The sequence below is a fragment of the Pseudomonas sp. RIT-To-2 genome (genome assembly GCF_029623465.1).
Lineage (GTDB): Bacteria > Pseudomonadota > Gammaproteobacteria > Pseudomonadales > Pseudomonadaceae > Aquipseudomonas > Aquipseudomonas silvicola.
Map to the genome: position 1 here is coordinate 185,773 of NZ_JAPYKM010000006.1, position 24,777 is coordinate 210,549.

The window sequence follows — 24,777 nt, forward strand, 5'->3', positions numbered from 1 at the left end:
TCATCATTGTGTAGTCTGGCGCAGCAGCATGGTGCCGCCGCGCTGGGAAAATTCGAGTTGTTTCAGGGCGCTCATGCCGAGCAGCACCTGGTCGCCATCCATGTCCGGGATGGCCACGGCGCGCACGTCCTTGAGGACGATGTCGCCCAATTGCAGGCTGGCCAGGCGCGTGCGGAAACCCTGGGCCTGGCCATTGGCCGTATTCACCGTGATCGGGTAGCCGTAAGGCAGCTTCAACTGCTCGGCCAGGGACTTGCCCACCGCTACGTCGGTGGCGCCGGTGTCGAGCATAAACTGTACCGCGGTGCCGTTGATCGCACCGCTGGCCACGAAATGACCCTGGCCATTGCTGGCCAGGCGCACTTCGATGTAACCCTGGCCATGTTCACTGGCGACCACCGGGTTGGGGTTCTCGCGCTGCTGCTGCAAGTGGCCGAAATAGCGGGTGGCCAGGAACAGCAAGGCCGCCCAGGCCAGAATCATGAAGATCCGCCCGGCCCGCTTGCCAGCAGGCTGCTGGCTCACGGCGCCACATCCCAGCCGCCCTGGGGCGCGGCGAACCGCCAGACAATCGGCCGAACTTCGCCATCGGCGCGGGTCCAGTCGTTGTTGTCCACGCCCACCCAGGCGCCGGTGGCGTCCACCACCAGCGCCTCGGCCAGGCCATATTTCTGTGCGTACTGGCGTGAGGGAATCAACGCCTCGTCGGCGAACGACCAGCAGTGTTCCTTCTGCCCGGTTTGCAGGTCGCGGCGGCAGATCTGGAAAATGTTGCGCTCCAGGGTGTACAGCTTGCCGTTGTACAGCGCCAGGTCCGAGAAGTCGCGAGCGGCGTCGTGGGCACCGGGCAACTGGGCCGGCTGCATTTCTTCACCACCTTCGTTGAGCAGGATACAGTCGCCTCGGCAACCCCAGGTACCACCTGGCTGCCTGTAGACGGAGAGCAGGCCACGGTTCTGACGTTCGGCGGCCAGCCACAGGTGATCGCCGGCGGCATTGATGGTCAAGCCTTCGAAAATGGCGTTGAAACGGCGCAGCATGCCCTTGTTATGGGCGTCACGGATAACCGCCGGGTCTATCTTCAACCAGAACGGCTTGCCTTCCACGGGCACTTTCAGAACGGCGGCGAAACCTTCGCTGACCAGGTAGCGGTTACCCGCGCCATCGCAGGTGATGCCTTCGAAATCAAGGATACCGCCGCGGATAACCGATGCCGCATGGGCCGTGGCCCGCAGCATCAGCGGCAGGCCGGTGTCGGCAGGCGGTGGCGGCACATCGATCGCCACGTGCTCGGCTTTCCACACGCGCTCGCGGATATCCAGGCGGTAGATCAGCCCGTCATCGCGGTCCGACTCTGTCCACAAGCGGTCCCCGCACAGGGCCAACCCCGAAAGGTTGCCGCCCACCATACCGTCCACCGGGTGTTCGGCCAGCAGCTTCAGTTGCTCGACCGGCTCGGCCTGCGCCAGCAGCGGCAAAAAGGTCAGCAGCAGGGCTGCCAACGCAGCCCGCATCAGGTCAGCACCTCGGCCAGGTTGCCCTTGGACTCGAGCCAGGACTTACGGTCGCCCGCACGTTTCTTGGCCAGCAGCATGTCCATGATTTCCGAGGCCTGGGCGAAGTCGTCCAGGGTCAGTTGCACCAGGCGGCGGGTGTTGGGGTCCATGGTGGTTTCACGCAACTGCGGCGGGTTCATCTCGCCCAGGCCCTTGAATCGGGTGACCTGCGGCTTGCCGCGTTTCTTCTCGGCCACCAGGCGGTCGAGGATGCCGTCGCGCTCGGCCTCGTCCAGGGCGTAATAGATTTCCTTGCCCAGGTCGATACGGTACAGCGGTGGCATGGCCACATAGACGTGACCGGCGTCCACCAGCGGGCGGAAATGCTGGACGAACAGCGCGCACAGCAACGTGGCGATGTGCAGGCCGTCGGAGTCGGCGTCGGCGAGGATGCAGATCTTGCCGTAGCGCAGCTGGCTCATGTCCGCCGCGCCCGGGTCGACGCCGATGGCCACGGCGATGTTGTGCACTTCCTGGCTCGCCAGCACTTCGCTTCCATCCACTTCCCAGGTGTTGAGGATCTTGCCGCGCAGGGGCAGGATGGCCTGGAATTCCTTGTCCCGCGCCTGCTTGGCCGAACCACCGGCGGAGTCACCTTCCACCAGGAACAGCTCGGAACGCATCGGGTCCTGGCCGGCGCAGTCGGCTAGCTTGCCTGGCAACGCCGGGCCCTGGGTGATGCGCTTGCGCTCGACCTTCTTGCTGGCCTTCAGGCGCCGACCGGCATTGCTGATGGCCAGCTCGGCCAGTTGCATGCCCAGCTCGGGGTGGGCGTTGAGCCACAGGCTGAAGGCATCCTTGACGACCCCGGAAACGAAAGCGGCGGCTTCGCGGGACGACAGGCGTTCCTTGGTCTGGCCGGAAAACTGGGCGTCCTGCATCTTCATCGACAGGACGAAGGCGATGCGCTCCCAGATATCTTCCGGTGCCAGTTTCAGGCCACGCGGCAGCAGGTTGCGGAATTCGCAGAACTCGCGCATCGCGTCCAGCAGGCCCTGGCGCAGGCCATTGACGTGGGTGCCGCCCTGGGCGGTGGGGATCAGGTTGACATAGCTTTCCTGCACACTGTCGCCGCCCTCGGGCAGCCACAGCAGGGCCCAGTCCACCGCTTCCTTGTTACCCGCCAGGCTGCCGCAGAACGGCTCGTCAGGCAGGCGGCTGAATTCGGTGACGGCATCCACCAGGTACGAGCGCAGACCGTCTTCGTAATGCCACTCCACCTTCTCGCCAGTGCCTTTGTCTTCAAAGGTGACCGACAGGCCGGGGCACAGCACGGCCTTGGCCTTGAGCACGTGCTTGAGGCGGCTGACCGAGAACTTCGGCGAATCGAAATACTTGGGGTCCGGGGCGAAATACACGCTGGTACCGGTGTTGCGCTTGCCAACGGTGCCGATCACCTCGAGGTCGGTGGCCTTGAAGCCATCGGCGAAGGTCATCTGGTACTCGTTGCCGTCGCGCTTGACCCTGACCCGCACCTGGTTGGACAGCGCGTTGACCACGGAAATGCCCACACCGTGCAGGCCGCCGGAGAACTGGTAGTTCTTGTTGGAGAACTTGCCACCGGCGTGCAGTTTGGTGAGGATCAGCTCGACACCGCTGACGCCCTCTTCCGGGTGGATATCCACAGGCATGCCGCGGCCGTCGTCGCTCACTTCCAGCGAGTGGTCGGCGTGCAGGATGACCTGGATCGACTTGGCGTGGCCAGCCAGCGCTTCGTCGACACTGTTGTCGATGACTTCCTGGGCCAGGTGGTTCGGCCGCGTGGTGTCGGTGTACATGCCCGGGCGTTTGCGCACCGGGTCGAGGCCCGAGAGGACTTCGATGGCGTCTGCGTTATAAGAGCTAGCGCTGGGATTGGCCATGGGTTCTCGTCGTCAGTCGTTCATGAAAAATAAGCAGCTCAAAGCTGGGCAAAATCGATGCCGCGGTACAGCCCGGGTTCGATCCCGGCGAAATTCAGCAAGCTCGGCAGTTGCGCGCCAAAGCCTTGGTACCCATGGTCGCCGCCGGCCTGGATGCGCAATGCGCAGGCACGGTAGAAGCGCTCTGCCTGGCGGTAATCAAGGGTTTCATCGGCGGTTTGCAGCCACACTTGATAACGCTGGGGGTCTTGCGGGGCCGCTACTTCCAGCTCGCCGAGCGCCTCCACGTGGTCCAGGGTCAATTCCCAGCACTCACCGGTATACAGGTTTTGCTGGGTACCCAGGAATCCGTCGAACAGGCGGTGCGGGTTGACCACCGGATTGATCAGCAGGGCCTTGAGCCCATGGCGCTCGGCCAAGTGAGTGGCATAGTAGCCGCCCAGCGAGCTTCCCACCAGCAAGGGCGCGCCCAGCTCGGCGATCGCCGCCTCCAGCTGGCCAATGGCCTGGCGCGGGTGATGGTGCAGCGCCGGCACGCGCAACTGCCCTTCCAGGCCGATGCGCTGCATGACCTCGACCAGGGTGCTGGCCTTCTTCGACGCCGGCGCGCTGTTCAACCCGTGTATATAGAGAATGGAACCTGCCACGCCGACACCTCCCGAGCAAAAGAGCGCCAGTTTACCGTGGGATGGGGGGATTAGGCAGGTTGAGATGTTTGGAAACGATATGTTGGGCCATCCAGATACCGGCGCGAAAGCCCAACAGCTTGTCACGATCAGGGCAAATCCCACTTCGCAAGGACGCTGAGTGGCTCATCGCCACGAACCCAGGTTTTCAACCATGCCCCAACCTGCTCCCCGGTTAGATGGCGACCGGTTCGCTGGTAATGGCTCCATGAGTCCTCAGCCTCTCTCTTGAAGCTTTCGCGTATGGTAAGCGCTGCCATTGAATTGGGGCCTTTCACAGCCAGCGGGGCCGCTAGGGTGCTATGAGCGAAGTCCACGGAGTGCCCCATACCCTCTGAGGAAGCTTGTGAAGTTTCTGTTTTCGCCATAAACCCTCGTGTCCTTCGCTTTGGCATAGTTCAGCCAAGAACTTCCACTCGCCTGCCCGGCCCAGCATTCAGCGCTTCGAAATACCACTGCGCGTTGACTTCTCGGCCCATAAACTTCGCTAGCTGGTAGTCAAGATTCCGCCAACCGGGTATTCCTTCATCAACCTCGAGCCTGATATTACCCTTCAGACAAACCACTAATGAAACGCAGTCCTCCATGTAGAGCTCACGCCGGTGCGCAAATACATCCAGCACCTGCACAGGCGTAAAGCGCTGCTCTTGGCCGTTCTGAACGAGCACCAGTCTGTCTGCTTCGAAGCGAAATTCGACCCCGAACCGACGGGAAGGTAGGCGCGCATCGATCTTGTCGAGCAGCCGTTTAACCCACATATTCAGTCCATTCCACCGGCGCAACCCTCCAGATCTGGTCACCGACAGCTTGCCCCGCGGAACGCCCCAACCATGAGCCTATGAATGCGCCAGCGACTCCACCAAGGACGATAGCAGTGCCCTCCGTAATAGTTCCGACTACCGGGATTACCAACGTCGGAGCAGCCCAGGTTCCTGCCCACGTTGCACCCGCAACGCCGCCTGCCCACATACCGCCCGTTCCGGCCGCGAAGGAGCCAACCACGCCGCTAATTTCTCTAGTCGCAATCCTGGCTCGATCCTGCTCTGGAGCTTGCTGGATAACAACCCCTACAACTACGATATCGAGCACCACCCCAGCCGGCCCCGCATAACGCCCAAAAACGGCGATTCGATTGGTGACCGCCCGTGTTTTCCCCACGCTAGCCAAAACAGCCATTGGGGAGCCCTTACGGGCAACAAGGCTGTCGACGGTCGGTAACGACTTCGCAGACTTCAGCTTTTCCGAGTAAAAGCGTCCAAATGGTGTCAGTCTCTTCCTCATCGAGACGACCAGGCCATTGCGCTGAACCTCGACAAGATCTCTTAGTTCTGCAGTCGTTACATAGCCCCGAGCGAGGAACTCTTGGGCTTGGCGAGCAATGCCCGCAGCGGCACGTTCGTAGACCAATCGTTGATAGCCATCCCATCCCAAATTACTCAATGCGCCTAAGGAGAGAGTGACCTTTTCCTCGATATAAACGGCTTGGGTGAAATAAGCACCGGCTGCTGACGCGAGTGCTGATGGCGAATTTGATGGGACGATGCCAACGCACCCAGACGCAGGATAAAGGCCTATCGGCCTGCTTGAAGATGGCAACACAGTAGCTCCTTGTGGATTGAACAGCCTCCTGCTCCATCGGGGCCGCGTGGATTACTCTACTAGTCGTGATGCCCCCTCCACAAATGTTTCAGTACCCATCCGCCCCCATATCCGGCGTGAACTCAAACCCCTCCAACCGCGAAACCTCGGTCTCGATCCTGCCGTCCGGCAGCAACCGCAACCACCGATACCCCGGCGCCAGCTCATCCAGGGCGAAATCCTCGCTGCCGGGCTTGAACTGGATGCAGGTGGATGGCGAAGCGATCAGGCGGACGCCGTTGCGCTCGCGCTCGAAGTCCTGATGGATGTGGCCCCACAACACCGCGCGGGCCTGGGGGAAGCGGTCGAGCACCTCGAACAGCGCATGGGGATTGCGTAGGCCGATGGGCTCCATCCATTTGCAGTCGATGGAGACCGGGTGGTGGTGGAAGCAGATCAGGTGATGGCGCTGCGGCGCCTCGCTGAGGGCCTGGGCCAGCAGTTGCAATTGGTCGTCGGCGAGGTAGCCGGGGACCGAGCCGGGAACCGATGAGTCCAGCAGGGTAATACGCCAGTTACCCAGGTCAACCACCGGTTTCAGGTAATCCTGCCCCTTGGCAGCCTGCTCCATAGGCAGCGGTTCGTCGTGGTTACCGGCGAACCAGCGCTTTGGGGCCTTGATTGGCGCGGTGAGCTGCTCGAAACGCCGGTACGACTCCACGCTTCCGTCCTGGGAAAGGTCGCCGCTGGCCACCACCAGGTCGATGTGCGGCTGCTCGGCCAACACCTTTTCCACCACGCGCGCCAGGCTGTCAGCGGTGTTCAGGCCCAGCAGGGTGCCGTGCGCTTCGGCAAACAGGTGGCTGTCGGAAATCTGCACCAGCAGCACAGGTGTATCGGCGGTAGGTAGAGGTGCGCTCGGCAAGGCCGTCTCCTTGGGCGGGGATCAGCCTGGATTATGGTGGGGATGCGGGCGGGGGGCAAACCTGATGGGGGACTTGGCTCACATCTGGGGATGAAAATCTTTGCTGCGCGGGGCTGAGCTCTCGACCGCAGGCCGCCACCTGATGTTCGCTGCGGCCGACCTCAAGGCCTTCAAACCGGCGCTGAAGGCAACCAGGGGTGACGTGAGGGCATGGCTCAGCGCACATACTCATATTCATGCCCGCACGCCAGGCAATGGCTCAACCATTCCCCCAGGAACAGGTTCAACTGAGCCTTCTCGTCCGGCTGGTGCATGCTGGCATTGGGGTACGGGTACACGCTGCGAAACCGCCGGGCATGCTCGGCGCTGACCACTTCGGCCATGCGCGCATCATGGTAGACCTGCACTTCCAGCTGCGGCACCGGCAGCCACGGCAGGCTATGTTCCTGACGCACGCGCAGGGTGGTGGTATACGGGCAGGCCAGCACCACTTCCAGAGTGAGCACGCCCAGCATCTGCTCGCCCTGGGTCATGGCCACTTTGCGCGAATGCTGCTCGTGGCGCATGTTCGGCAACAGGCGCATCAGCCGAGCATAATTGGCCTCGCAGGCTGCCTGCAGGCCGACCAGATCGACGCGGTAGCGTTCGCGCAACAGGTTCACTTCCACAGCCCCCTGACTTCCTCGCGGTTCAGCGCCAGCCATTGAATGGCGATGATCGTGGCCGCGTTGATGATCTTGCCATCGCGCACAGCCTGCAGGGCATCTTCGAATGCCCAGACCGTGACGCGGATGTCCTCGTTTTCCTCTTTCAGGCCGAACAGGCCGCCCACGCCTTCGCTGCTGCAATGCCCCAGGTACAGGTGCACGAATTCGTTGCTGCCACCTGGCGAAGGGAAGTATTTGGTGATCGGCCAGAGCGCCTGCAACGTCAGTCCAGCTTCCTCCTCGGCTTCGCGGTGCGCAACTTCTTCCGGTTGCTCGGCCTTGTCGATCAGACCGGCAACCATCTCCACCAGCCACGGGTTGGCGGTCTTGAGCATGGAGCCAACGCGAAACTGCTCCAGCAGCACCACTTCGTCACGCTTGGGGTCGTAGGGCAACACGCACACCGCGTCATGACGCACGAACACTTCGCGGGTCATCTCCTTGCTGGTACCGCCGTCGAACAGTTCGTGGCGCAAGTGCAGGCGGTCAAGCTGGTAGAAACCTTTGTAGCAGTTCTCGCGCTTGAGGATCTCGACCTTGGTCGGCTGGGCCCTGTCTGTCATGTAAAACCTCGTCATCGTCCATGCAGCTTCGCGCCATCCTAACTGTGATGCCGCGTGTTTGCAGCCCCTTTCAAGACCGATCCGCGACCGGCAAGATAGGCGGCAACCCCCTGGCCCGATACTATTGAGCTTAGTGGCGAACTGAAGCCGTTGCCGAGAGTCGAAGCACGGCAGCATTTGCCCGCAACCCTCTTCCTGAACTCCAAGGAACACCATGTCGCTTCTGAAATTCACGGCCATGGCCTGCGTGGCCCTGACACTGGGCGCCTGCCAGAGCCTGTTCCAGCCGAACATGCACACTGCACTGCAAACCAAGCGTGATGCCTGGGAACACACCAAGCCCGGCTGCACCACGCCGGACTGCCCGCTGGTGAACCTGGACGTGATCCACTTTCCCGACGAGCCAGACCTGGACCCGATCATCGAGCGCCGCCTGCTGCAATTGACCCGCACCAGCAACGATGCACCGCTGCCTGCTTCGCTGAAGGAATACGAGAACACCTTCCTCAGCCAGGCGCCAACGGGCTATGGCAGCTACCTGCAATCGAAGGTACGCGAGCAGCATGACGGCCTGGTGATCATCGAAGTGTCCAGCTACCTGGATACCGGCACGCCTCACGGCACGCCAGGACGTGGTTTCATCAACTGGTCGCGCCAGCAGCATAAGGTGCTGACATTGCAGGACATGCTGCTGCCAGGCCAGGAAGCGGCCTTCTGGAAAGCCGCCGAAGAAGCACACCGCGGCTGGCTAGCGACCCGCGGCCTGGCCAGCGACCCCAAGTTCGTCCACGACTGGCCTTTCAAGCAAACGCCGCACATCGCCCTGACCTACGGTGGCGTCATTCTCAAGTATGACGTGGACACCATCGCGCCCTACGCCCTGGGCCAGCCGGAGATCAAGGTCGACTACCTGCGCCTCAATGGCGTGATCAGGCCGGAACTGTTTCCCGGCCGCGGCTGATGGCCGCCAGTACCGCGTGCAGCAACCCGGCCAGGAGCAGTGACGGCAAGGTAGCGCCCACCTCGGGGTAGAGGTTGGCCAGCACGTGGTAGGTGGCGATGCCGCCACCCCAGGCCACCAGGGCGGTCCAGCGCAGCGGCACGGCCTTGGCCTGGCTGCTGCGCTTGCGCAGGATGAAGTGGTCGACCAGCACCACGCCGAACAGCGGCGCGAACACCGAGCCGATCAACAGCAGGAAGTTCTGGTACTGGGCCAGGGGCGCGAAGCAGGCGATCAGCGTGCAGATGACGCCGATGGCCAGGGCCAGGTGTTCGACTTTCAAGCGCACCAGCAAACCGGTGGATACCGCTGCCGAGTGAATGTCGGCGAAAGCATTCTCGGACTCGTCCAGCAGAATCAGCAACAACGGAATACCGAGCCCGGCGCCTGCCAGGGCCAGCAACAAGGCATTGGTCTCGCCGCTCGGGGCAAATGCCAGGGTATAGGCCACGCCCAGGCTCATCAGCCAGAAGTTGCCCACGAAGAAACCCAGCACGGTGCCACCGAACACACCCTTGGCCGCACGGCCGAAGCGTGAGTAGTCGGCGATCAGCGGCAGCCACGACAGGGGCATGGCGATGGCGATGTCGAAGCCCGCGGCAAAGGCCATGCTGCCGTCCCCGGCCTTGGCCCACAAGGCGCCCAGGTCAGCCTTGGCGAACAGGTTCCAGGTCAGCCACAGGCAAGCCGCCAACAGCAGCCAGATTCCCCATTTGCGCAGGACCTTGCGCACGAAGGTCAACGGCCCGCTGACCGCCAGCAGGGTCGCCAATGTACCGAACACCAGGGTCCAGAGCATGGGGTTCGCCAGCAAGCTGCCTTCGCTGAAGGCGCGGGCGCCCAGCAGGCTGGCGGCGTCGCGCATGACGATGATTTCAAACGCGCCCCAGCCGACCAGTTGCAGCAGGTTGAGCAGCGCCGGCAATGACGCGCCGTATTGGCCTAGGCTCAGGCGCAAGGCGGCCATGGAAGACAGGCCGGTATCACTGCCGATCACGCCGACAGCGGCCAGCAGCACCACGCCGACGGCGGTGCCCAGCAGAATCGCCAGCAGCGAACCCGACAGGCCCAGGCCCGGCGCCAGCAAGGCACCGGTCTGCAACACCATCAGGCCGATGCCGAGGGAAAACCACAGGGAAAACAGGTCCCGGGCGCCGAATACGCGCTGGGAGGATGGGACGGCGACGTCCGGGGAGTAATGGCTGGGTGTGTTCAATTTGGATCTCGAAAGAGACATGGGTTGTTTTAAGAACCTGCAGGAGCTGGCTTGCCAGCTCCTGCGATTTTCAATGAGCCATCAGGAATGAATCAGACCTTCTGATACAGCTGGCTACCTTCCTGCTTGAACCGCTGGGCTTGCTCGCGCATGCCCTCCTCCATGGAAATATCCACCGCCTCGATCTTCTGGTTCGCAGCGTACTCACGCACTTCCTGGGTGATCTTCATGGAGCAGAACTTCGGCCCGCACATGGAGCAGAAGTGCGCCACCTTGGCCGAGTCCTTGGGCAGTGTTTCGTCATGGAAGGCCCGCGCCGTATCCGGGTCCAGGCCAAGGTTGAACTGGTCTTCCCAGCGGAACTCGAAACGCGCCTTGCTCAGGGCATTGTCGCGGATCTGCGCGCCGGGGTGCCCCTTGGCCAGATCGGCGGCATGGGCAGCGATCTTGTAGGTAATGATGCCGGTCTTGACGTCATCCTTGTTGGGCAAGCCCAGGTGTTCCTTGGGCGTCACATAACAGAGCATGGCGCAGCCGAACCAGCCGATCATCGCCGCACCAATGCCCGAAGTGATGTGGTCGTAACCGGGGGCGATGTCGGTGGTCAGCGGCCCCAGGGTGTAGAACGGCGCCTCGTCGCAGCATTCCAGCTGCTTGTCCATGTTCTCCTTGATCAACTGCATGGGCACATGGCCCGGGCCTTCGATCATGCACTGCACATCATGCTTCCAGGCGATCTTGGTCAGCTCGCCCAGGGTCTCCAGTTCACCGAACTGGGCTTCGTCGTTGGCGTCGGCGATGGAACCGGGGCGCAGGCCGTCGCCCAGCGAGAAGCTGACGTCGTAGGCCTTCATGATTTCGCAGATTTCGTCGAAGTGGGTGTAGAGGAAGTTCTCTTTATGGTGCGCCAGGCACCATTTGGCCATGATCGAACCGCCGCGGCTGACGATGCCCGTCACCCGCTTGGCGGTCAGCGGCACATAACGCAGCAGCACACCGGCGTGGATGGTGAAGTAATCCACGCCCTGCTCGGCCTGTTCGATCAGGGTGTCGCGGAACAGCTCCCAGGTCAGGTCTTCGGCTACGCCGTTGACCTTCTCCAGCGCCTGATAGATCGGCACGGTACCGATCGGCACTGGTGAGTTGCGGATGATCCACTCGCGGGTTTCATGGATGTGCTTGCCGGTGGACAGGTCCATGACGGTGTCCGAGCCCCAGCGAATGCCCCAGGTCAGCTTTGCCACTTCTTCCTCGATGGATGACCCCAGGGCGCTGTTGCCGATGTTGCCGTTGATCTTCACCAGGAAGTTGCGACCGATGATCATCGGCTCGAGTTCGGTGTGGTTGATGTTGGCCGGAATGATGGCGCGGCCGCGGGCGATTTCCTCGCGCACGAACTCGGCGGTGATTTCCTTGGGGATGCTGGCGCCGAAGCTATGGCCTTTGTGCTGTTCTTCGAGCAGGCCAGCGGCGCGGGCCTCGGCCAGTTTCATGTTCTCGCGGATGGCCACGTATTCCATCTCGGCGGTGATGATGCCTTGACGCGCGTAGTGCATCTGGCTGACGTTGGCGCCCGCCTTCGCCCGGCGCGGGTTGCGCACATGGGCAAAACGCAGCTTGGTCAGTTCGGCATCGTTCAGGCGCTGCTGGCCGAAGTGCGAGCTCAGGCCTTCCAGGCGTTCGGTGTCGCCACGGTCGTCGATCCAGGCCGAGCGTACATCGGCCAGCCCCTTGCGCACGTCGATGGTGACATTGGGGTCGGTGTAGGGGCCCGAGGTGTCGTAGACGGTGACCGGCGCGTTGATCTCGCCGCCGAAGTCGGTGGGGGTCACGTCCAGGCTGATTTCACGCATGGGCACGCGGATGTCCGGGCGCGAGCCCTGCACATAGACTTTTTGCGAACGGGTGAACGGTTGTACCGATTGCGCGTCGACCTGAGCCGATTCGCTCAGGTGGGCAAGGTTTTTTTCTTGTTTACTCATCACAGGCTCTCCAGACAGCATCCAGCAGTGGAATGTCGGGAGTGAACCTGAAAAGGCACGGACTGCACCTGGGGCGGTGCTGTGCTTGGACCGTCGCAAACCGCTCAAGAAATGAACGATTTTCCCGGACGAAGCACAAGAGGACTCGCCGGGAGGACGAGAAATCTTGTTCCCTACGCAGGCGCTAACCTGATCAGGTTCAACGGGATCCGGATTAACCGATCTCAGCCTTTCACTCAAGGCACCCCGACAAGAACGCCGTCAGTCTAGACGCCCCGCCCGCAAAACGCCAAGCCCCAGAGGGATGATGTGCGATAAATGGCGTAAATGCCTGATTGTTGCGCAACTCGCAGGCATCTACACTCGCACTGCGATTAATGACAAGGATTGAATCATGCTGCGCAAAATTGCACTGGCCATTGCCGTGTCGAGTGGGTGCAACGCCATGGCTGCGCAGATCGCCCCCCTGGCCAGCCGTACCGACCTGGTCAGCGTCTACCAGGAAGCCGTGAACAACAACGCCGACCTGGCCGCCGCCCGGGCCGACTATGCTGCCCAGAGCGAAGTGGTGCCCCAGGCACGCGCGGGGCTGCTGCCCAACCTCTCGGCGGGCAGCGATATCACCGACGTGCGTACCCAGCTCGATGAGCCAGCGCAAACCACCACCCGCAGCGGCACGACCTACCAGGCGACCCTCAGCCAGCCGATCTTCCGTGCCGACCGCTGGTTCCAGTTGCAGGCTGCCAAGGCGGTCAACGAACAGGCCGCACTGCAACTGTCGGCCACCGAACAGAACCTGATTCTGCAGACGGCCGAGGACTACTTCAGCGTGCTGCGCGCCCAGGACAGCCTGGCGGCCACCAAGGCAGAGGAAGCCGCGTTCAAGCGCCAGCTGGACCAGTCCAACGAACGGTTCAACGTGGGCCTGTCGGACAAGACCGACGTGTTGTCGTCCCAGGCCAGCTACGACACCGCGCGGGCGAACCGCATCCTCGCCCAGCGCCAGGTAGACGATGCCTTCGAGGCCCTGGTGACCCTGACCAACCGTGACTACAACTCGGTGCAGGGCATCGTCCACACCCTGCCGGTGCTGCCGCCCAGCCCGAACGATGCCAAGACCTGGGTCGAAACGGCCTCGCAGCAGAACCTGAATCTGCAGGCCAGCGCCTACGCCGTGACCAGCGCCGAGGAAACCCTGCGCCAGCGCAAGGCCGGCCATGCGCCTACGGTGGATGCGGTGGCCAAGTACCAGAAAGGTGACAACGACCTGCTGGGCTTCAGCAACCCCAGCCCCTACCCGGGGGTGGAGTACCATGGCGATGTGGAACAGCGCACCATCGGCTTGCAGGTGAACATTCCGCTGTACAGCGGTGGCCTCACCAGTTCTCAGGTGCGCGAGGCCTACCAGCGCCTGAGCCAGAGCGAGCAGCAACGCGAAGGCTTGCGCCGCCAGGTGGTGGAAAATACCCGCAACCTGCACCGGGCGGTGAACACCGATGTAGAACAGGTGCAGGCCCGCAAGCAGTCGATCATTTCCAACCAGAGCGCCGTGGAGGCCACCGAGATTGGCTACCAGGTGGGCACCCGCAACATCGTCGACGTACTCGACGCCCAGCGCCAGCTGTATTCCTCGGTACGCGACTACAACAATAGCCGCTACGACTACATCCTCGACAACCTGCGCCTCAAGCAGGCGGCAGGCACCCTCAGCCCGCAAGACCTGCAGGACCTGGCGCGCTGGCTGAAGCCCGACTACAACCCTGACAAGGACTTCCTGCCGCCAGACCTCGCGAAGGCTGCGCAGGACCTGCTCAAGCCCGCAAGGAAATAAGCGCTACCACCTGACCTGTGGGAGCTGGCCGCAACGCTTGCTGGCAAGCCAGCGCTTGCAGGGACCGGATTACTTGAGCAACGTGCCCAATGCGGTGAGCAGGCGCTCCAGGGCGCCCTGGTTGGCGTGCATCACCGCCAAGCCCGCCGCCCCCCTGCGTCGAGCGTCCTGTGGCAACTCGATCAGCTGCCGCACCGCTACCGCCAACGCCGCGGCGTCATCGACTTCGATCAGCGCATTGGCCTCACGCAGCATGGCGGCGATTTCCAGAAAGTTGAACAGGTGCGGGCCGCTGAGCACCGGCTTGGCCAGTGCCGCCGGCTCCAGCAGGTTGTGCCCGCCATTGGGCACCAGGCTGCCGCCGACGAAGGCGCTGTCGGCCAAGGCGTAGAGGAACAGCAACTCGCCCATGGTATCGCCCACCAGCACCTGGTGTTGCGCGGTAACAGGCTGGCCGCTGGAGCGCCGCACGCTGGTGAAACCTTGCTGCACGCTCAACTCGAACACACTGTTGAAACGCTCGGGGTGGCGCGGTACCAGAATCAGCAGGGCATCAGCGTGGCTGCTCAGCACCTGGCGGTGGGCGTCGAGAATGACCGGGTCTTCGCCTTCGTGCGTACTGGCCGCGATCCACACTGGGCGGCCCGAGGCCTGCCACTCTTCACGCAGGCTGGCCGCGCGCGCCAGCAACTGACTGTCCACCTTGAGATCAAACTTGATCGAACCGGTCACCTGCACGCATTCGGGCCGGGCCCCCAGTTGCCGGAAGCGCTCGGCCTCGGTCTCGGTCTGCACGGCGATCAGGCTCATTTCCGCCAACATGGGCGCGGTGAGTCTGGCAAAACGCCCATAGCCACGGGCCGACCGTTCGGATAGCCGCCCATTGGCCAAGGCCACCGGGATACCGCGCACGGCACACTGGTGAATATGGTTGGGCCATAGTTCAGTCTCCATGATCACCGCCAGGCGTGGCTGAACATGATCGAGGAACCGTGCCGACGCCCAAGGCAGGTCGTAGGGCAGATAACAGTGCTGCACACGCGGCTCGTTGCCGAACAGGGCCTGGATTCGCTCTGAACCGGTGGGCGTCATGCACGTGATGGTGATGGGCAGCCGAGGGTGGCGCAGCAGCAATTCGCGAATCATCGGCGCGGCGGCGATACTTTCGCCCACCGATACCGCGTGCACCCAGATACCACCGGTGCGCATGGGCGGCAGATTACGGGCAAAGCGCTCGCCGATGCGCTTGGCGTAGGCAGGCGCCTTGCGCGCGCGCAGCCATAGCCGCAACGCCACCAGCGGCAGCCCCAGGTGAAACAGCAAGGTATAGAGGGTTCTGTTCATGGCCGCGGAGTTTACTAGGCTCTGCAAGAAAAGTAAGGCGTGTAGCAGCGGACCCGGCCGCGTCGGCGTCGCACTCGGTAAGGCTGACGTTGCGCGGCGCCCCGGACGTGGCCAGGTCCACTGCTACGGCACCGTCGAGCCACGGCTCAGCCAATGGCCCGCAAATGGCGGGTGAAACACTCGGCCAGGTGCCGGGCCGCGGGGCCCAGCGGCTCGTCGCGGCGCCATACCAGTTCCACCACCAGCGCCGGGGGCACCCACTCGCTGGCCAGTTCCACCATCTGCTGCTGGTAGGCCGGGTACTGCACCACATGGCGCGGCAGCCAGGCCCAGCCCAGGCCACGCATCAGCAATTCGGCCATGGCGTAGAAACTGTCAGCCCGCCACACCTGCGGGCTGATGGGGTCGCCCCCAGCGTACTGGCTGGTCTGCAGCGCGATCAGTAGTTGTCGGTGACGGGCCAGGTGCTGACGGCTCACCCGCCGGGCGCTGGCCAGGGGGTGGTTGACCGCGCACACGGTGACCATCTCGACGCTTCCCAACGCCCGGCGCTCCAATTGCGCGGGCATGTGTTCATGGTGAAACAGCAGCCCCAGGTCGGCACGACGCTCCACCAGTTTGCGCGCCACCTCGCCCTGCGCGCCGCTGGCCAACTGCACTTCCAATGCCGGGTAGGTGCCGGCCAGGTCCTCCAGGCTGTCGAGCACCGGCTGGTAAGGCATCGCCTCATCCTGGGCCACCCGCAATTGTGCTTCCTGGCCTCGGTTGAGGGCCAACGCGCGACCGTCCAGGCGCTCGCACTGGCGCAGCAGTTCGCGCCCCTCTTCCAGCAGCGCCCGCCCCGCTTCAGTCAACTGCGGCTGCCGCCCGCTGCTGCGGTTGAACAAGGTCACGCCCAGGTCTTCCTCCAACAACGCGATGGCGCTGCTGACCGCCGATTGAGCGCGCCCTTGCTGGCGGGCCACTGCCGAAAACGAGCGCTGCTCGGCCACCTGCACGAACAGCACGATCTGTTCCAGATTCCATCGAAGGGCCATGGCCACCTATCTCCACCAGCGATAGGTATTCACTTTACCCCATCTGCCCAGCCACTAGAATGCGAGGCAACTTCAGAGGGTTCACACATGATTGCCTACTACTATCTTGCACTCGCCATCTGCTGCGAAGTCATTGCCACCACCAGCATGAAAGCCGTGAAAGGCCTGAGCACCCCGCTGCCGCTGATCCTGGTGATATGCGGCTATGCCGTGGCGTTCTGGATGCTGATTCTGGTGGTACGGGTCATTCCCGTCGGCGTCACGTACGCCATCTGGTCGGGCATGGGCATCGTGCTGGTGAGCATCGCCGCCCTGGTCGTCTACGGCCAGAAGCTGGACATGCCTGCCGTGGCGGGCATGGCCTTGATCCTGCTGGGCGTGGTAGTGATCCAGCTGTTCTCGAAAACCGCCGGGCACTGAGTCTGTATACTGCGGGTCTGTTTTCGCCTGTGAGGTTGCTCGATGTCATCCGCTATTTCCACTGACGTGCTGATTGTCGGCGCTGGCGTCGCCGGCCTGTGGCTCAACGCCCGCCTGCGGCGCCTGGGTTATTCGACCGTGCTGGTGGAAAATGCCAGCCTGGGTGGTGGGCAGAGCCTCAAGTCCCAGGGCATCATCCATGGCGGTGCCAAGTACGCCCTGCACGGTGCCCTGACCGGCGCCAGCGAGGCCATCGCCGACATGCCGCGGCGCTGGCGTGAAGCGCTGGCCGGCAGCGGCGAGCTGGACCTCAGTGGCGTGCAGGTGTTGTCCCAGGCGCACTACCTGTGGTCGCCCGGCACCCTGGCGGGCAACCTCACCAGCTTCTTTGCCAGCAAAGCGGTGCGCGGGCGCGTCGACCAGGTCAAAGGCAACGACCTACCGCCTGCCCTGCAGGACAAGGCATTCAAGGGCAAGGTCTACCGCCTGGCCGAGCTGGTAGTAGATACCCCCAGCGTCATCCAGTGCCTGGCGCAACTGGGCGGCGATGGCCTGCTGGCCGGCCAAAGCGTAGAACCCTTGCGGGAGAACGGTGGACTGGCCGGCCTGCGCGTCGACGGCCGCGAGATTCGCGCCCGCCGGGTGGTATTGAGTGCGGGCGCCGGTACTGCAGCGCTGCTGCAAAACCTGGGCGTGGACCAGCCGGCCATGCAACGCCGGCCGTTGCACATGATCATCGCCAAGGGCGCCACCCTCAAGCCGCTGTACGCCCACTGCCTGGGCGGCGGCACCAAGCCACGCATTACGGTCACCACCCACCCGGCCCGCGACGGCCAGTGGGTGTGGTACCTGGGCGGCGACATTGCCGAGGCCGACGGCGTGGCCCGCACGCCAGAACAGCAGATCGCCACGGCCCGCAATGAACTGGCGCAATTGCTGCCCTGGGTAGACCTGAGCCAGGTGCAATGGGCTACCTTGCGCGTCGACCGGGCAGAACCGGCGCAGTCGGGCCTGGTTCGCCCCGATAACGCGTTCCTCGCCGAACAGGGCGCGCTCCTGGTGGGCTGGCCAACCAAACTGGCCCTGGCCCCGGACTTCTCCGACCGCGTGATCGCCAGCCTGGACCGCGACGGCATCAAGCCGGGCCAACACCCGAGCCTGCCTCCATTGTCACGCCCCCCGCTGGGCCAGGCCCCCTGGGAGCAATTGCTGCCATGACCCTCGCCACCCTGCACGACCTGCATCGCCCACTGGGCAGCACCGGCCTGAGCGTTTCGCCACTGGGCCTGGGCACCGTCAAGCTGGGCCGCGACCAGGGGGTGAAGTACCCCAACGGCTTCACCATCCCCGATGATGAGCAAGCCCGCCAGCTGCTGGGCCAGGCCCGCCAGCTGGGTATCAACCTGATCGACACGGCGCCCGCCTACGGCACTAGCGAAACACGCCTGGGCCCGCTGCTGCGCGGCCAGCGCCACGACTGGGTGATCGTCAGCAAGGTGGGCGAGGAGTTCGAAGCCGGCCAATCGCACTTTGACTTCAGTGCCGCGCACACGCGCTTTTCCGTGGAGCGCAGCCTCCAGCGCCTGGAGACCGACTTCATCGACCTGGTGCTGGTGCATTCAGACGGCAACGACCTGCACATCCTCGAACACACGGGGGTATACGAGGCGTTGGTACGTTTGAAGGAGCAAGGCAAGATCCGTGGCTTCGGTTTTTCTGGCAAGACCGTGGCGGGCGGCCTGAAGGCGCTGGAAAGCGGCGACTGCGCCATGGTCACCTACAATCTCAACGAACAGGGCGAACGCCCGGTGCTGGACTACGCTGCCACGCACGGCAAGGGCATTCTGGTGAAGAAGGCGCTGGCCAGCGGCCACGCTTGCCTGAGCCCGGGCACCGACCCGGTGCGGGCCAGTTTCGATCTGCTGTTTGCCCACCCGGGCGTGGCCAGTGCTATTGTCGGTACCATCAACCCGTTGCACCTGGCCCATAACGTGGCCACCGCAGCCGCTGTCATTCGCGGGAGCTGAAACACACGGAGCCGCCCACGCGGCCGACCCCGACGCAAGAAGGAGCCGACATGCCGCGTACCCTGATAAGAAAGAACCCCAGCAACTTCAAGACCCTGCCACTGTTCGTCGAAGCCACGCCCGAAGGCTTGAGTTACCAGAGCGTCGGCATGCCGCTGAACTTCGCCCAGACCTTGCAACGCCGTCGCCAGGTGAACGTGGACGACCCCCAGCGTTTCGCCCTGGAACTGGCAAACCTGGGGGTTTCGGTGCGCCTGACCCTGACCTGGCAAAACCGCGACTATTGGGTCCTGGTACGCCAGCGCCGCCAGGACAGGGGCGACGTGGTGCTCAAGCTGATCTCCGGCTACGTGCCGGCCCACGAAATGAACCTGCCACTGCTGACTGCCATTCAGGAAGTGGCCGAAGAGTGCCTGCTGGAAACCCCTGAAGGCTGGCTGATTGGCCGCTTCAATGACACCTGGTTGCCCACGCCCTACAGCGGCGCGCTGCACTATCGGGAGAAACTGCCGTTCAGGTTGCGCCCGCTGTCCGGCGCGGCACTGCCGGTGCGCACTGGCAGCCTGAACCTGATCGAACGCCCGCGCGCCTATGTCCACCTGCCCACGGCCTCGCTGCAACTGGTGTATGACCTGCGCCTGGAATTGCCCAAGGAAGCCCGTAACCTCAGCCTTTTCCATGTGGATGAGCGCCTGGAGAAAGAACAACTGGTGGCCCGCCTGGACCGCAGCAGGCCCGACCTGTACCTGATGCCGCTGGACGAAGGCAAACCCTGCGCGGAGCTGTACACCCTGAAAAAAGGCCAACTGCACCCGGCCAGTACCCGAGGTCTCTGCCTGGCAGAGAGCTTCGCACCGCAGGAGGGCTGGGTGGTGCGTGAAGAAAGGATTCGCTGGAAGGACTGGCTGAACCAGCAGGGCCTGGCCGAAGTGCGCAAACCCCGCACTGGCCTGCGCAAACTCACCCACAAGGCCCGGGCACTGCTGCGCCTGGCGCGGGGCAATCTGCACAAATAGCCTCCTCGCCGCCCTGCCGTTACCTGTGGGACCGGTCGAAGCTCGGGAACGCCACACCGCGGTATGCCTGCAATACCGCGCCGTCTGCTTCCCGAGCTGGCGCCCGGTCCCACAGAGGTGGTCTCAATCGCTGGGAACACCCTGTGGCCGATCCCCATGCTTCGGGCAGGTTCAGTTGCTGCGGATCTTCTCGACGATGGCGGTGGTCGAGCTGTTTTCCACCAGCCCCAACACCTTCACGGTACCGCCGTAAGCCTTGACGATGTCAGCGCCCACGACCTGGTCCACCGAGTAGTCGCCGCCCTTGACCAGTACATCAGGCCGTACATGGGTCAGCAGGTTTTCCGGAGTGCCTTCGCCGAAGCTGATCACCCAGTCCACCGCGCCAAGGCCCGCCAGCACGGCCATGCGCCGGTCAACGCTGTTGATCGGGCGGCCAGGGCCTTTGAGGCGACTGACCGAGGCATCATCGTTGACCGCCACGATCAGGCGGTCGCCCTGCGCACGGGCTTGCTCCAGGTAGGTCACATGGCCCGCGTGGAGGATGTCGAAGCAACCGTTGGTGAACACGATCGTCTCGTTATGGGCACGGGCATCCTCGATCGCCAGTTGCAGCTGGTCGAGGCCCAGCACGCCACGCTCCGACCCTTCCTCGCGCTGGATGGCACGGCGCAGTTCCGGGGCGCTGATGGCCGCGGTACCCAGCTTGCCCACCACGATGCCCGCAGCCAGGTTGGCCAGGGCCACGGCGTGGGGCAACTCCTCGCCAGCGGCAATGGCCGCGGCCAGGGTGGAAATAACCGTATCGCCGGCGCCGGTCACGTCGAACACTTCGCGGGCACGGGCCGGCAAATGCAGCGCCGGGTGCTCGGGGCGCAACAAGGTCATGCCATGCTCGCCGCGGGTCACCAGCAGCGCCCCCAGCTCCAGGTCGCTCATCAGCTTCGCACCCTTGGCCACCAGTTCGGACTCATCGGCGCAACCGCCGACGATGGTCTCGAACTCGCTCAGGTTCGGGGTGATCAGGCTGGCGCCGCGGTAGATGGAAAAGTCCTTGCCCTTGGGGTCGGCCAATACCGGAATACCCTTGGCCCTGGCGGCCTGGATCAACGCCTGGTGGTTCTTCAACGCGCCTTTGCCGTAGTCGGACAGCACCAGCACCTTGATCCCCTCCAGCAGCTCATCCACGTCGGCGCCCAGCGCCAGCGGGTCGGTGGCGAAGGGCTCTTCGAAATCGATACGCAGCAATTGCTGGTGGCGGCTCATGACCCGCAGCTTGACGATGGTCGGCTGGTGGGCAATACGCTGGAAATGGGCACGCACACCGGCGGCCTGCAGGCTGTTGGCGAGGCTTTCGGCCGCCTCGTCCTGGCCAGTGACACCCACCAGCGACGCCGGGGCGCCGAGCGCGGCGATGTTAAGGGCAACGTTGGCCGCGCCACCTGGGCGATCCTCGATCTGCTCGACCTTGACCACCGGCACAGGCGCCTCGGGAGAAATCCGTGAGGTACCGCCATGCCAATAGCGGTCGAGCATGACATCGCCGACCACCAGAACAGGGGCTTGATCGAATCGCGGCATGGACAACTTCATGGGCAACCCACATACAAATAGACAGGGGCGGGATATTAGCACAGCAGGGGCGCCCGCTTCCCGCTCAGGCGACCTGCAGATGATCGAGCAATAACAGGGTGGCTTCTTCCACCGACAGGCTCGCGGTGTCGATCTTGCAATCGGCGTCCAACGGCGCCTCGTAGGGGCTGTCCAGCCCGGTGAAGTCCTTGAGCTGGCCGCTCAAGGCTTTGCGGTAAAGCCCTTTGGGGTCGCGGCGTGCACAGGCGGCGAAAGGCGTGCTCACGTAAACGGAAAGGAACTCGCCCTTACCGAACAATGCCCTGGCGGCTTCGCGCTCGGCGCGAAATGGCGAGATAGCCGCCACGATCACCACCAACCCGGCCTCGACCATCAACCGAGCCACCTCGGCCATGCGACGCATGTTTTCCTTGCGAGCCGCCGCGTCCATGCCCAGGTCCTTGCACAGCCCCCCACGAACGTTATCGCCGTCCAGCAGGAACGTGTGCAACCCGCGCCGATGCAATTGCACCTCCAGCGCGTTGGCGAGCGTCGACTTGCCCGCGCCAGACAGCCCCGTCAACCAGATGCAGCGTGGCTGCTGGCCCTTGATCGCGGCGCGCGCGGTGGTCGGGACGCTGGGGGCGCAAGGCTGGATCTGTGGTGCCTCTCCCAGGCCAGGCAGGGCCTCACTCATAACCGAGCAACTCATAATCACGTTGGTAGGCACGGCGAACCAACCGCCGCGTTCGAACCGAACAGAAGTCCCGGGCCTGCGCTTGCAGGCGCTGGCGTGACGGGTTGACCCGTGGCAAGTCGCGCTCAACCCCGAAATGCTCGCATAACTGCCCAAAGTCATCGCCGATATTTTCCTGACGGCCGATGAAGTCCATGGCCATATGGCCCAGCGAGTCGACGAGGAAATCGGTCTGGGGGGCGAAATGAATCTGCTTGTGCAGGTTGTCGGCATGCAGCCAGTGGCTGACGAACTGGTTGAAGTCCGTGTACCGGTTGACCATGGCGTGAGCCGTGTGGTCGCGGTCGTTGGGCGGGTTGCCCTTCAGGTAGGCGAACGCCGAATACGCCCGTTCCAGCGGGTCGCGCACGAAGGCGAACTTGAAGCTGGCGGCAAACTGGCGAGGGAATTGCTGTTCGTACCAGTACAACGGGATATGGCCCGGGTACCAACCATCGAACAGGGCGGTGCACACGCTGCTTCCCGCGCACTTGGGCACATGTATGAACAGGCAGTCGCGCTGGGCGAAGGCCTCGGGAAAACGCAGGCTGGCCGACATGGACTTGTTGACAGCCTGGCGGTCAACCACCGAAAGGCGGCCCAGCAGAAAGGACCTCTGGGACTTGGGAAGTAACTTCCAGACGAAACGTTGCAGCATTGCAGTACCCGTTTGAGTGCGGCGGCCCGTGTGGGCTACCCGCGACAGCGAGACTCGACAATAGCAACGCGAGGCTGAAGATATATTTACCTTTGGTCAACAACGTAAAGGGGGCGACACAAAGGCCGCCCCCAACGTAAAGACCTGACTACATGTGGCCGTCAGGTGATGTCGGCCGCCACCGGCTCATCCAGCCCCATGGCATGCAGCTTGGCATAGAAGCCGTTGTGCGCCAGCAACTGGTCGTGGGTGCCGCGCTCGACGATCTGGCCCTGGTCCATCACCAGAATCAGGTCGGCCTTCTCGATGGTCGACAGGCGGTGGGCGATAACCAGGGTGGTACGGCCTTTCATGACCTGGTCCAATGCCGCCTGGATATGCCGCTCCGACTCAGTGTCCAGCGCCGAGGTGGCCTCGTCCAGAATCAGCAAGGGGGCGTTCTTGAGCAGTGCACGGGCAATGGCCAGGCGCTGGCGCTGGCCACCGGACAGCAGCACGCCGTTCTCGCCTACCTGGGTATCGAAACCGTTGGGTAGTTGCTGGACGAAGTCCATGGCATACGCATCGGCCGCGGCCTTCTCGATATCGGCCCGCGGCGCGCCAGCCAGGTCACCGTAGGCGATGTTGTTGGCCACGGTATCGCTGAACAGCGTCACGTGCTGGGTCACCTGGGCGATATGGCGGCGCAGGTTGATCAGCTTGAAGTCCTCGACCTCGACGCCATCGATCAGAATCTCGCCATCGGTATGGTGGTAGAAGCGCGGGATCAGGCTGGCCAGGGTCGACTTGCCACTGCCCGAACGGCCCACCAGCGCCACCATCTGCCCCGGCTCGACGGTGAAACTGATGTTGTCCAGCACACGCCGCTCGGTGTCGGGATAGGTGAAGCTCAGGTTGCGCACTTCCAGGCGGCCACTGACGCGCTCGCGCTCGACGGTGCCGTTGTCCACTTCCGGCTCTTCATCCAATTGCTCGAAGATGCTCTCGGCACCGGCGACACCTTTCTGGATGGTGGAACTGACTTCCGACAGCTGACGGATCGGCTTGGGCAACAGGCCGGCCAGGGTGATGTAGGCGATCATGTCACCGGGCGAAGCATCACCGCGCAGCAGCAGCACCAGGAACATCAGCACGGCCATGGCGGTGTAGATCACCAGTTGCAGCATGGGCGTGTAGATGGAACCGGTGCGGGTCATGCGCAGCTGCTTGTCGGTGTTGCTCTGGCTGGCCTTGAAGAACCGCTCGCGCTCGAACGCCTCGCCGCCGAAGCTGCGCACCACGCGGTAGCCCTGAATGGTTTCGGAAGCAACATGGGTCACATCGCCCATGGCTACCTGGATTTTCTTGCTCTGCTTGCGGAATTTGCTGCTGGCGGTACGCACCATGACGGCGATCAGCGGCAGGATGGCGACCATCACCAGGGTAAGGCGCCAGTTCATCAGCAACAGCGAGCCGAACAGGAACACCACGGTCATGCCTTCGCGGATCACCACCTTGATGGCGTCGGTGGCCGCGCCCGTGACCATGGTCACGTTGAAGGTGATGCGCGAGATCAGGCGCCCGGAATTGTTCTGGTCGAAATAGCGGTTGGGCAGGGTGAGCAGGTTGTTGAACAACTGAAGGCGCAGGTCTTGCACCAGGCCCAGGGAAACCTTGGCCAGGAAGTAGTTGCCCAGGTACGACCCCAGCCCCTGCCAGGCCGCGATCAGAATGATCAGCAGCGGCACCGCCTGCAGCAGCCGCAGGTCGCGCAGGTAAGGCACGGTGGGGAACAGCGAGGCATTGGGGTTGGTCAGGCCATCGACGAAATACTTGAGGATGTAGCCCAGCATCGGCTGCGTGGAGGCAAAGATGAGGAAGCCTACGATGCTCAAGGCAAAAATGCCCACGTACGGCCGCATGTAGGACAGCAGGCGGAAGTAGACCTTGAGGCTGGACGGTTCGGCTTTTTCTGAATGACTCATAAAAATCTGCACGTACAAGAGAACGGAAATACTACCACAGGGGCGGCCGGTTAAGCGTATGGGGGCCAGCTAGGGTATGATAGCCGGCTATTTTCAG

23 protein-coding genes and 1 riboswitch are annotated in these 24,777 nt (G+C 63.4%); of the genes, 6 read left to right on the forward strand and 17 right to left on the reverse strand.

All coding sequences use genetic code 11. The annotated features are described in order from the left end of the window. Positions 1-3: 3 nt before the first annotated feature. The 9 genes from QBK88_RS08120 to QBK88_RS08160 form a co-directional block, all read right to left on the reverse strand. Positions 4-525 (reverse strand): TIGR02281 family clan AA aspartic protease, encoded by a 522-nt coding sequence (locus QBK88_RS08120; RefSeq protein ID WP_277961643.1) that lies wholly within the window; start codon positions 523-525, stop codon positions 4-6. After that, positions 522-1,514 (reverse strand): esterase-like activity of phytase family protein, encoded by a 993-nt coding sequence (locus QBK88_RS08125; RefSeq protein ID WP_277961644.1) that lies wholly within the window; start codon positions 1,512-1,514, stop codon positions 522-524. Before QBK88_RS08125 ends, QBK88_RS08120 begins: the two co-directional genes overlap by 4 nt. Next, positions 1,514-3,418, reverse strand: a complete 1,905-nt coding sequence (gene parE, locus QBK88_RS08130) for a DNA topoisomerase IV subunit B (protein WP_277961645.1) — start codon at positions 3,416-3,418, stop codon at positions 1,514-1,516. The genes QBK88_RS08125 and parE overlap by 1 nt, the downstream gene beginning before the upstream one ends. A gap of 38 nt (positions 3,419-3,456) precedes the next feature. Then, positions 3,457-4,065, reverse strand: coding sequence for a YqiA/YcfP family alpha/beta fold hydrolase (locus QBK88_RS08135; RefSeq protein ID WP_277961646.1), 609 nt, complete (start codon positions 4,063-4,065; stop codon positions 3,457-3,459). A gap of 437 nt (positions 4,066-4,502) precedes the next feature. Next, positions 4,503-4,862, reverse strand: coding sequence for a hypothetical protein (locus tag QBK88_RS08140; RefSeq protein WP_277961647.1), 360 nt, complete (start codon positions 4,860-4,862; stop codon positions 4,503-4,505). Further along, on the reverse strand, positions 4,852-5,700 hold the full coding sequence (locus QBK88_RS08145; RefSeq protein ID WP_277961648.1) for a hypothetical protein: 849 nt from the start codon (positions 5,698-5,700) through the stop codon (positions 4,852-4,854). Before QBK88_RS08145 ends, QBK88_RS08140 begins: the two co-directional genes overlap by 11 nt. A 91-nt stretch (positions 5,701-5,791) precedes the next feature. Continuing rightward, complete coding sequence (gene cpdA / locus QBK88_RS08150; protein WP_277961649.1) at positions 5,792-6,607, reverse strand: 3',5'-cyclic-AMP phosphodiesterase; 816 nt, start codon at positions 6,605-6,607, stop codon at positions 5,792-5,794. Positions 6,608-6,822: 215 nt separating this feature from the next. Further along, on the reverse strand, positions 6,823-7,275 hold the full coding sequence (locus QBK88_RS08155; protein ID WP_158157214.1) for a DUF1249 domain-containing protein: 453 nt from the start codon (positions 7,273-7,275) through the stop codon (positions 6,823-6,825). Beyond that, the gene (locus QBK88_RS08160) at positions 7,266-7,877 is read right to left on the reverse strand and encodes an NUDIX domain-containing protein (protein WP_158157212.1); all 612 of its coding nucleotides are present in this window, start codon (positions 7,875-7,877) and stop codon (positions 7,266-7,268) included. Before QBK88_RS08160 ends, QBK88_RS08155 begins: the two co-directional genes overlap by 10 nt. A 214-nt stretch (positions 7,878-8,091) precedes the next feature. Between QBK88_RS08160 and QBK88_RS08165 the strand changes: the two genes are divergently transcribed. Continuing rightward, the gene (locus QBK88_RS08165) at positions 8,092-8,838 is read left to right on the forward strand and encodes a DUF3298 domain-containing protein (RefSeq protein ID WP_277961650.1); all 747 of its coding nucleotides are present in this window, start codon (positions 8,092-8,094) and stop codon (positions 8,836-8,838) included. Here the strand turns inward: QBK88_RS08165 and cytX are convergent. Beyond that, positions 8,807-10,093, reverse strand: coding sequence for a putative hydroxymethylpyrimidine transporter CytX (gene cytX, locus QBK88_RS08170; RefSeq protein ID WP_277961651.1), 1,287 nt, complete (start codon positions 10,091-10,093; stop codon positions 8,807-8,809). The genes QBK88_RS08165 and cytX overlap by 32 nt on opposite strands. A gap of 92 nt (positions 10,094-10,185) precedes the next feature. After that, on the reverse strand, positions 10,186-12,075 hold the full coding sequence (thiC, locus tag QBK88_RS08175) for a phosphomethylpyrimidine synthase ThiC (protein WP_277961652.1): 1,890 nt from the start codon (positions 12,073-12,075) through the stop codon (positions 10,186-10,188). 153 nt (positions 12,076-12,228) lie between these two features. After that, positions 12,229-12,334, reverse strand: a riboswitch (TPP riboswitch). 135 nt (positions 12,335-12,469) lie between these two features. Between thiC and QBK88_RS08180 the strand changes: the two genes are divergently transcribed. Continuing rightward, positions 12,470-13,906 (forward strand): TolC family outer membrane protein, encoded by a 1,437-nt coding sequence (locus QBK88_RS08180; protein WP_277961653.1) that lies wholly within the window; start codon positions 12,470-12,472, stop codon positions 13,904-13,906. Between the two features lie 69 nt (positions 13,907-13,975). On the opposite strand, the gene waaA is transcribed toward QBK88_RS08180, so the two are convergent. Continuing rightward, entirely contained in the window at positions 13,976-15,250 is a 1,275-nt protein-coding gene (gene waaA, locus QBK88_RS08185) for a lipid IV(A) 3-deoxy-D-manno-octulosonic acid transferase (protein ID WP_277961654.1), read from the reverse strand. 146 nt (positions 15,251-15,396) lie between these two features. After that, on the reverse strand, positions 15,397-16,287 hold the full coding sequence (locus tag QBK88_RS08190) for a LysR family transcriptional regulator (protein WP_268145933.1): 891 nt from the start codon (positions 16,285-16,287) through the stop codon (positions 15,397-15,399). An 87-nt stretch (positions 16,288-16,374) separates the two neighbouring features. Between QBK88_RS08190 and QBK88_RS08195 the strand changes: the two genes are divergently transcribed. From QBK88_RS08195 to QBK88_RS08210, 4 genes are read left to right on the forward strand one after another with little or no spacing between them, the layout of a single operon-like run. Next, positions 16,375-16,707, forward strand: coding sequence for a DMT family transporter (locus QBK88_RS08195; RefSeq protein WP_268145934.1), 333 nt, complete (start codon positions 16,375-16,377; stop codon positions 16,705-16,707). 42 nt (positions 16,708-16,749) lie between these two features. Beyond that, on the forward strand, positions 16,750-17,925 hold the full coding sequence (locus QBK88_RS08200; protein ID WP_277961655.1) for an FAD-dependent oxidoreductase: 1,176 nt from the start codon (positions 16,750-16,752) through the stop codon (positions 17,923-17,925). Further along, on the forward strand, positions 17,922-18,734 hold the full coding sequence (locus QBK88_RS08205) for an aldo/keto reductase (RefSeq protein ID WP_277961656.1): 813 nt from the start codon (positions 17,922-17,924) through the stop codon (positions 18,732-18,734). The genes QBK88_RS08200 and QBK88_RS08205 overlap by 4 nt, the downstream gene beginning before the upstream one ends. Before the next feature lie 50 nt (positions 18,735-18,784). Then, positions 18,785-19,750, forward strand: a complete 966-nt coding sequence (locus QBK88_RS08210) for a metal ABC transporter ATPase (protein WP_277961657.1) — start codon at positions 18,785-18,787, stop codon at positions 19,748-19,750. Between the two features lie 171 nt (positions 19,751-19,921). Here QBK88_RS08210 and hldE read toward each other — a convergent pair whose 3' ends face one another. The 4 genes from hldE to msbA form a co-directional block, all read right to left on the reverse strand. Beyond that, complete coding sequence (hldE, locus tag QBK88_RS08215) at positions 19,922-21,343, reverse strand: bifunctional D-glycero-beta-D-manno-heptose-7-phosphate kinase/D-glycero-beta-D-manno-heptose 1-phosphate adenylyltransferase HldE (protein WP_268145938.1); 1,422 nt, start codon at positions 21,341-21,343, stop codon at positions 19,922-19,924. Positions 21,344-21,407: 64 nt separating this feature from the next. Continuing rightward, positions 21,408-22,019, reverse strand: coding sequence for an adenylyl-sulfate kinase (gene cysC / locus QBK88_RS08220; RefSeq protein ID WP_277961658.1), 612 nt, complete (start codon positions 22,017-22,019; stop codon positions 21,408-21,410). After that, positions 22,012-22,716 (reverse strand): sulfotransferase family 2 domain-containing protein, encoded by a 705-nt coding sequence (locus QBK88_RS08225; RefSeq protein ID WP_268145940.1) that lies wholly within the window; start codon positions 22,714-22,716, stop codon positions 22,012-22,014. The genes cysC and QBK88_RS08225 overlap by 8 nt, the downstream gene beginning before the upstream one ends. A gap of 161 nt (positions 22,717-22,877) precedes the next feature. Next, positions 22,878-24,680, reverse strand: a complete 1,803-nt coding sequence (gene msbA / locus QBK88_RS08230) for a lipid A export permease/ATP-binding protein MsbA (protein WP_277961659.1) — start codon at positions 24,678-24,680, stop codon at positions 22,878-22,880. Positions 24,681-24,777: the final 97 nt, after the last annotated feature.

Excerpts from the sequence above, each read along its gene's own strand:
- parE (WP_277961645.1), bottom strand. The coding sequence starts at position 3,418 with ATGGCCAATCCCAGCGCTAGCTCTTATAACGCAGACGCCATCGAAGTC.
- msbA (WP_277961659.1), bottom strand. The coding sequence starts at position 24,680 with ATGAGTCATTCAGAAAAAGCCGAACCGTCCAGCCTCAAGGTCTACTTC.
- QBK88_RS08160 (WP_158157212.1), bottom strand. The coding sequence starts at position 7,877 with ATGACAGACAGGGCCCAGCCGACCAAGGTCGAGATCCTCAAGCGCGAG.
- thiC (WP_277961652.1), bottom strand. The coding sequence starts at position 12,075 with ATGAGTAAACAAGAAAAAAACCTTGCCCACCTGAGCGAATCGGCTCAG.
- QBK88_RS08125 (WP_277961644.1), bottom strand. The coding sequence starts at position 1,514 with ATGCGGGCTGCGTTGGCAGCCCTGCTGCTGACCTTTTTGCCGCTGCTG.
- QBK88_RS08180 (WP_277961653.1), top strand. The coding sequence starts at position 12,470 with ATGCTGCGCAAAATTGCACTGGCCATTGCCGTGTCGAGTGGGTGCAAC.
- cysC (WP_277961658.1), bottom strand. The coding sequence starts at position 22,019 with ATGAGTGAGGCCCTGCCTGGCCTGGGAGAGGCACCACAGATCCAGCCT.
- QBK88_RS08205 (WP_277961656.1), top strand. The coding sequence starts at position 17,922 with ATGACCCTCGCCACCCTGCACGACCTGCATCGCCCACTGGGCAGCACC.
- QBK88_RS08225 (WP_268145940.1), bottom strand. The coding sequence starts at position 22,716 with ATGCTGCAACGTTTCGTCTGGAAGTTACTTCCCAAGTCCCAGAGGTCC.
- waaA (WP_277961654.1), bottom strand. The coding sequence starts at position 15,250 with ATGAACAGAACCCTCTATACCTTGCTGTTTCACCTGGGGCTGCCGCTG.
- hldE (WP_268145938.1), bottom strand. The coding sequence starts at position 21,343 with ATGAAGTTGTCCATGCCGCGATTCGATCAAGCCCCTGTTCTGGTGGTC.
- QBK88_RS08210 (WP_277961657.1), top strand. The coding sequence starts at position 18,785 with ATGCCGCGTACCCTGATAAGAAAGAACCCCAGCAACTTCAAGACCCTG.
- QBK88_RS08190 (WP_268145933.1), bottom strand. The coding sequence starts at position 16,287 with ATGGCCCTTCGATGGAATCTGGAACAGATCGTGCTGTTCGTGCAGGTG.
- QBK88_RS08195 (WP_268145934.1), top strand. The coding sequence starts at position 16,375 with ATGATTGCCTACTACTATCTTGCACTCGCCATCTGCTGCGAAGTCATT.
- QBK88_RS08140 (WP_277961647.1), bottom strand. The coding sequence starts at position 4,862 with ATGTGGGTTAAACGGCTGCTCGACAAGATCGATGCGCGCCTACCTTCC.
- QBK88_RS08200 (WP_277961655.1), top strand. The coding sequence starts at position 16,750 with ATGTCATCCGCTATTTCCACTGACGTGCTGATTGTCGGCGCTGGCGTC.
- QBK88_RS08165 (WP_277961650.1), top strand. The coding sequence starts at position 8,092 with ATGTCGCTTCTGAAATTCACGGCCATGGCCTGCGTGGCCCTGACACTG.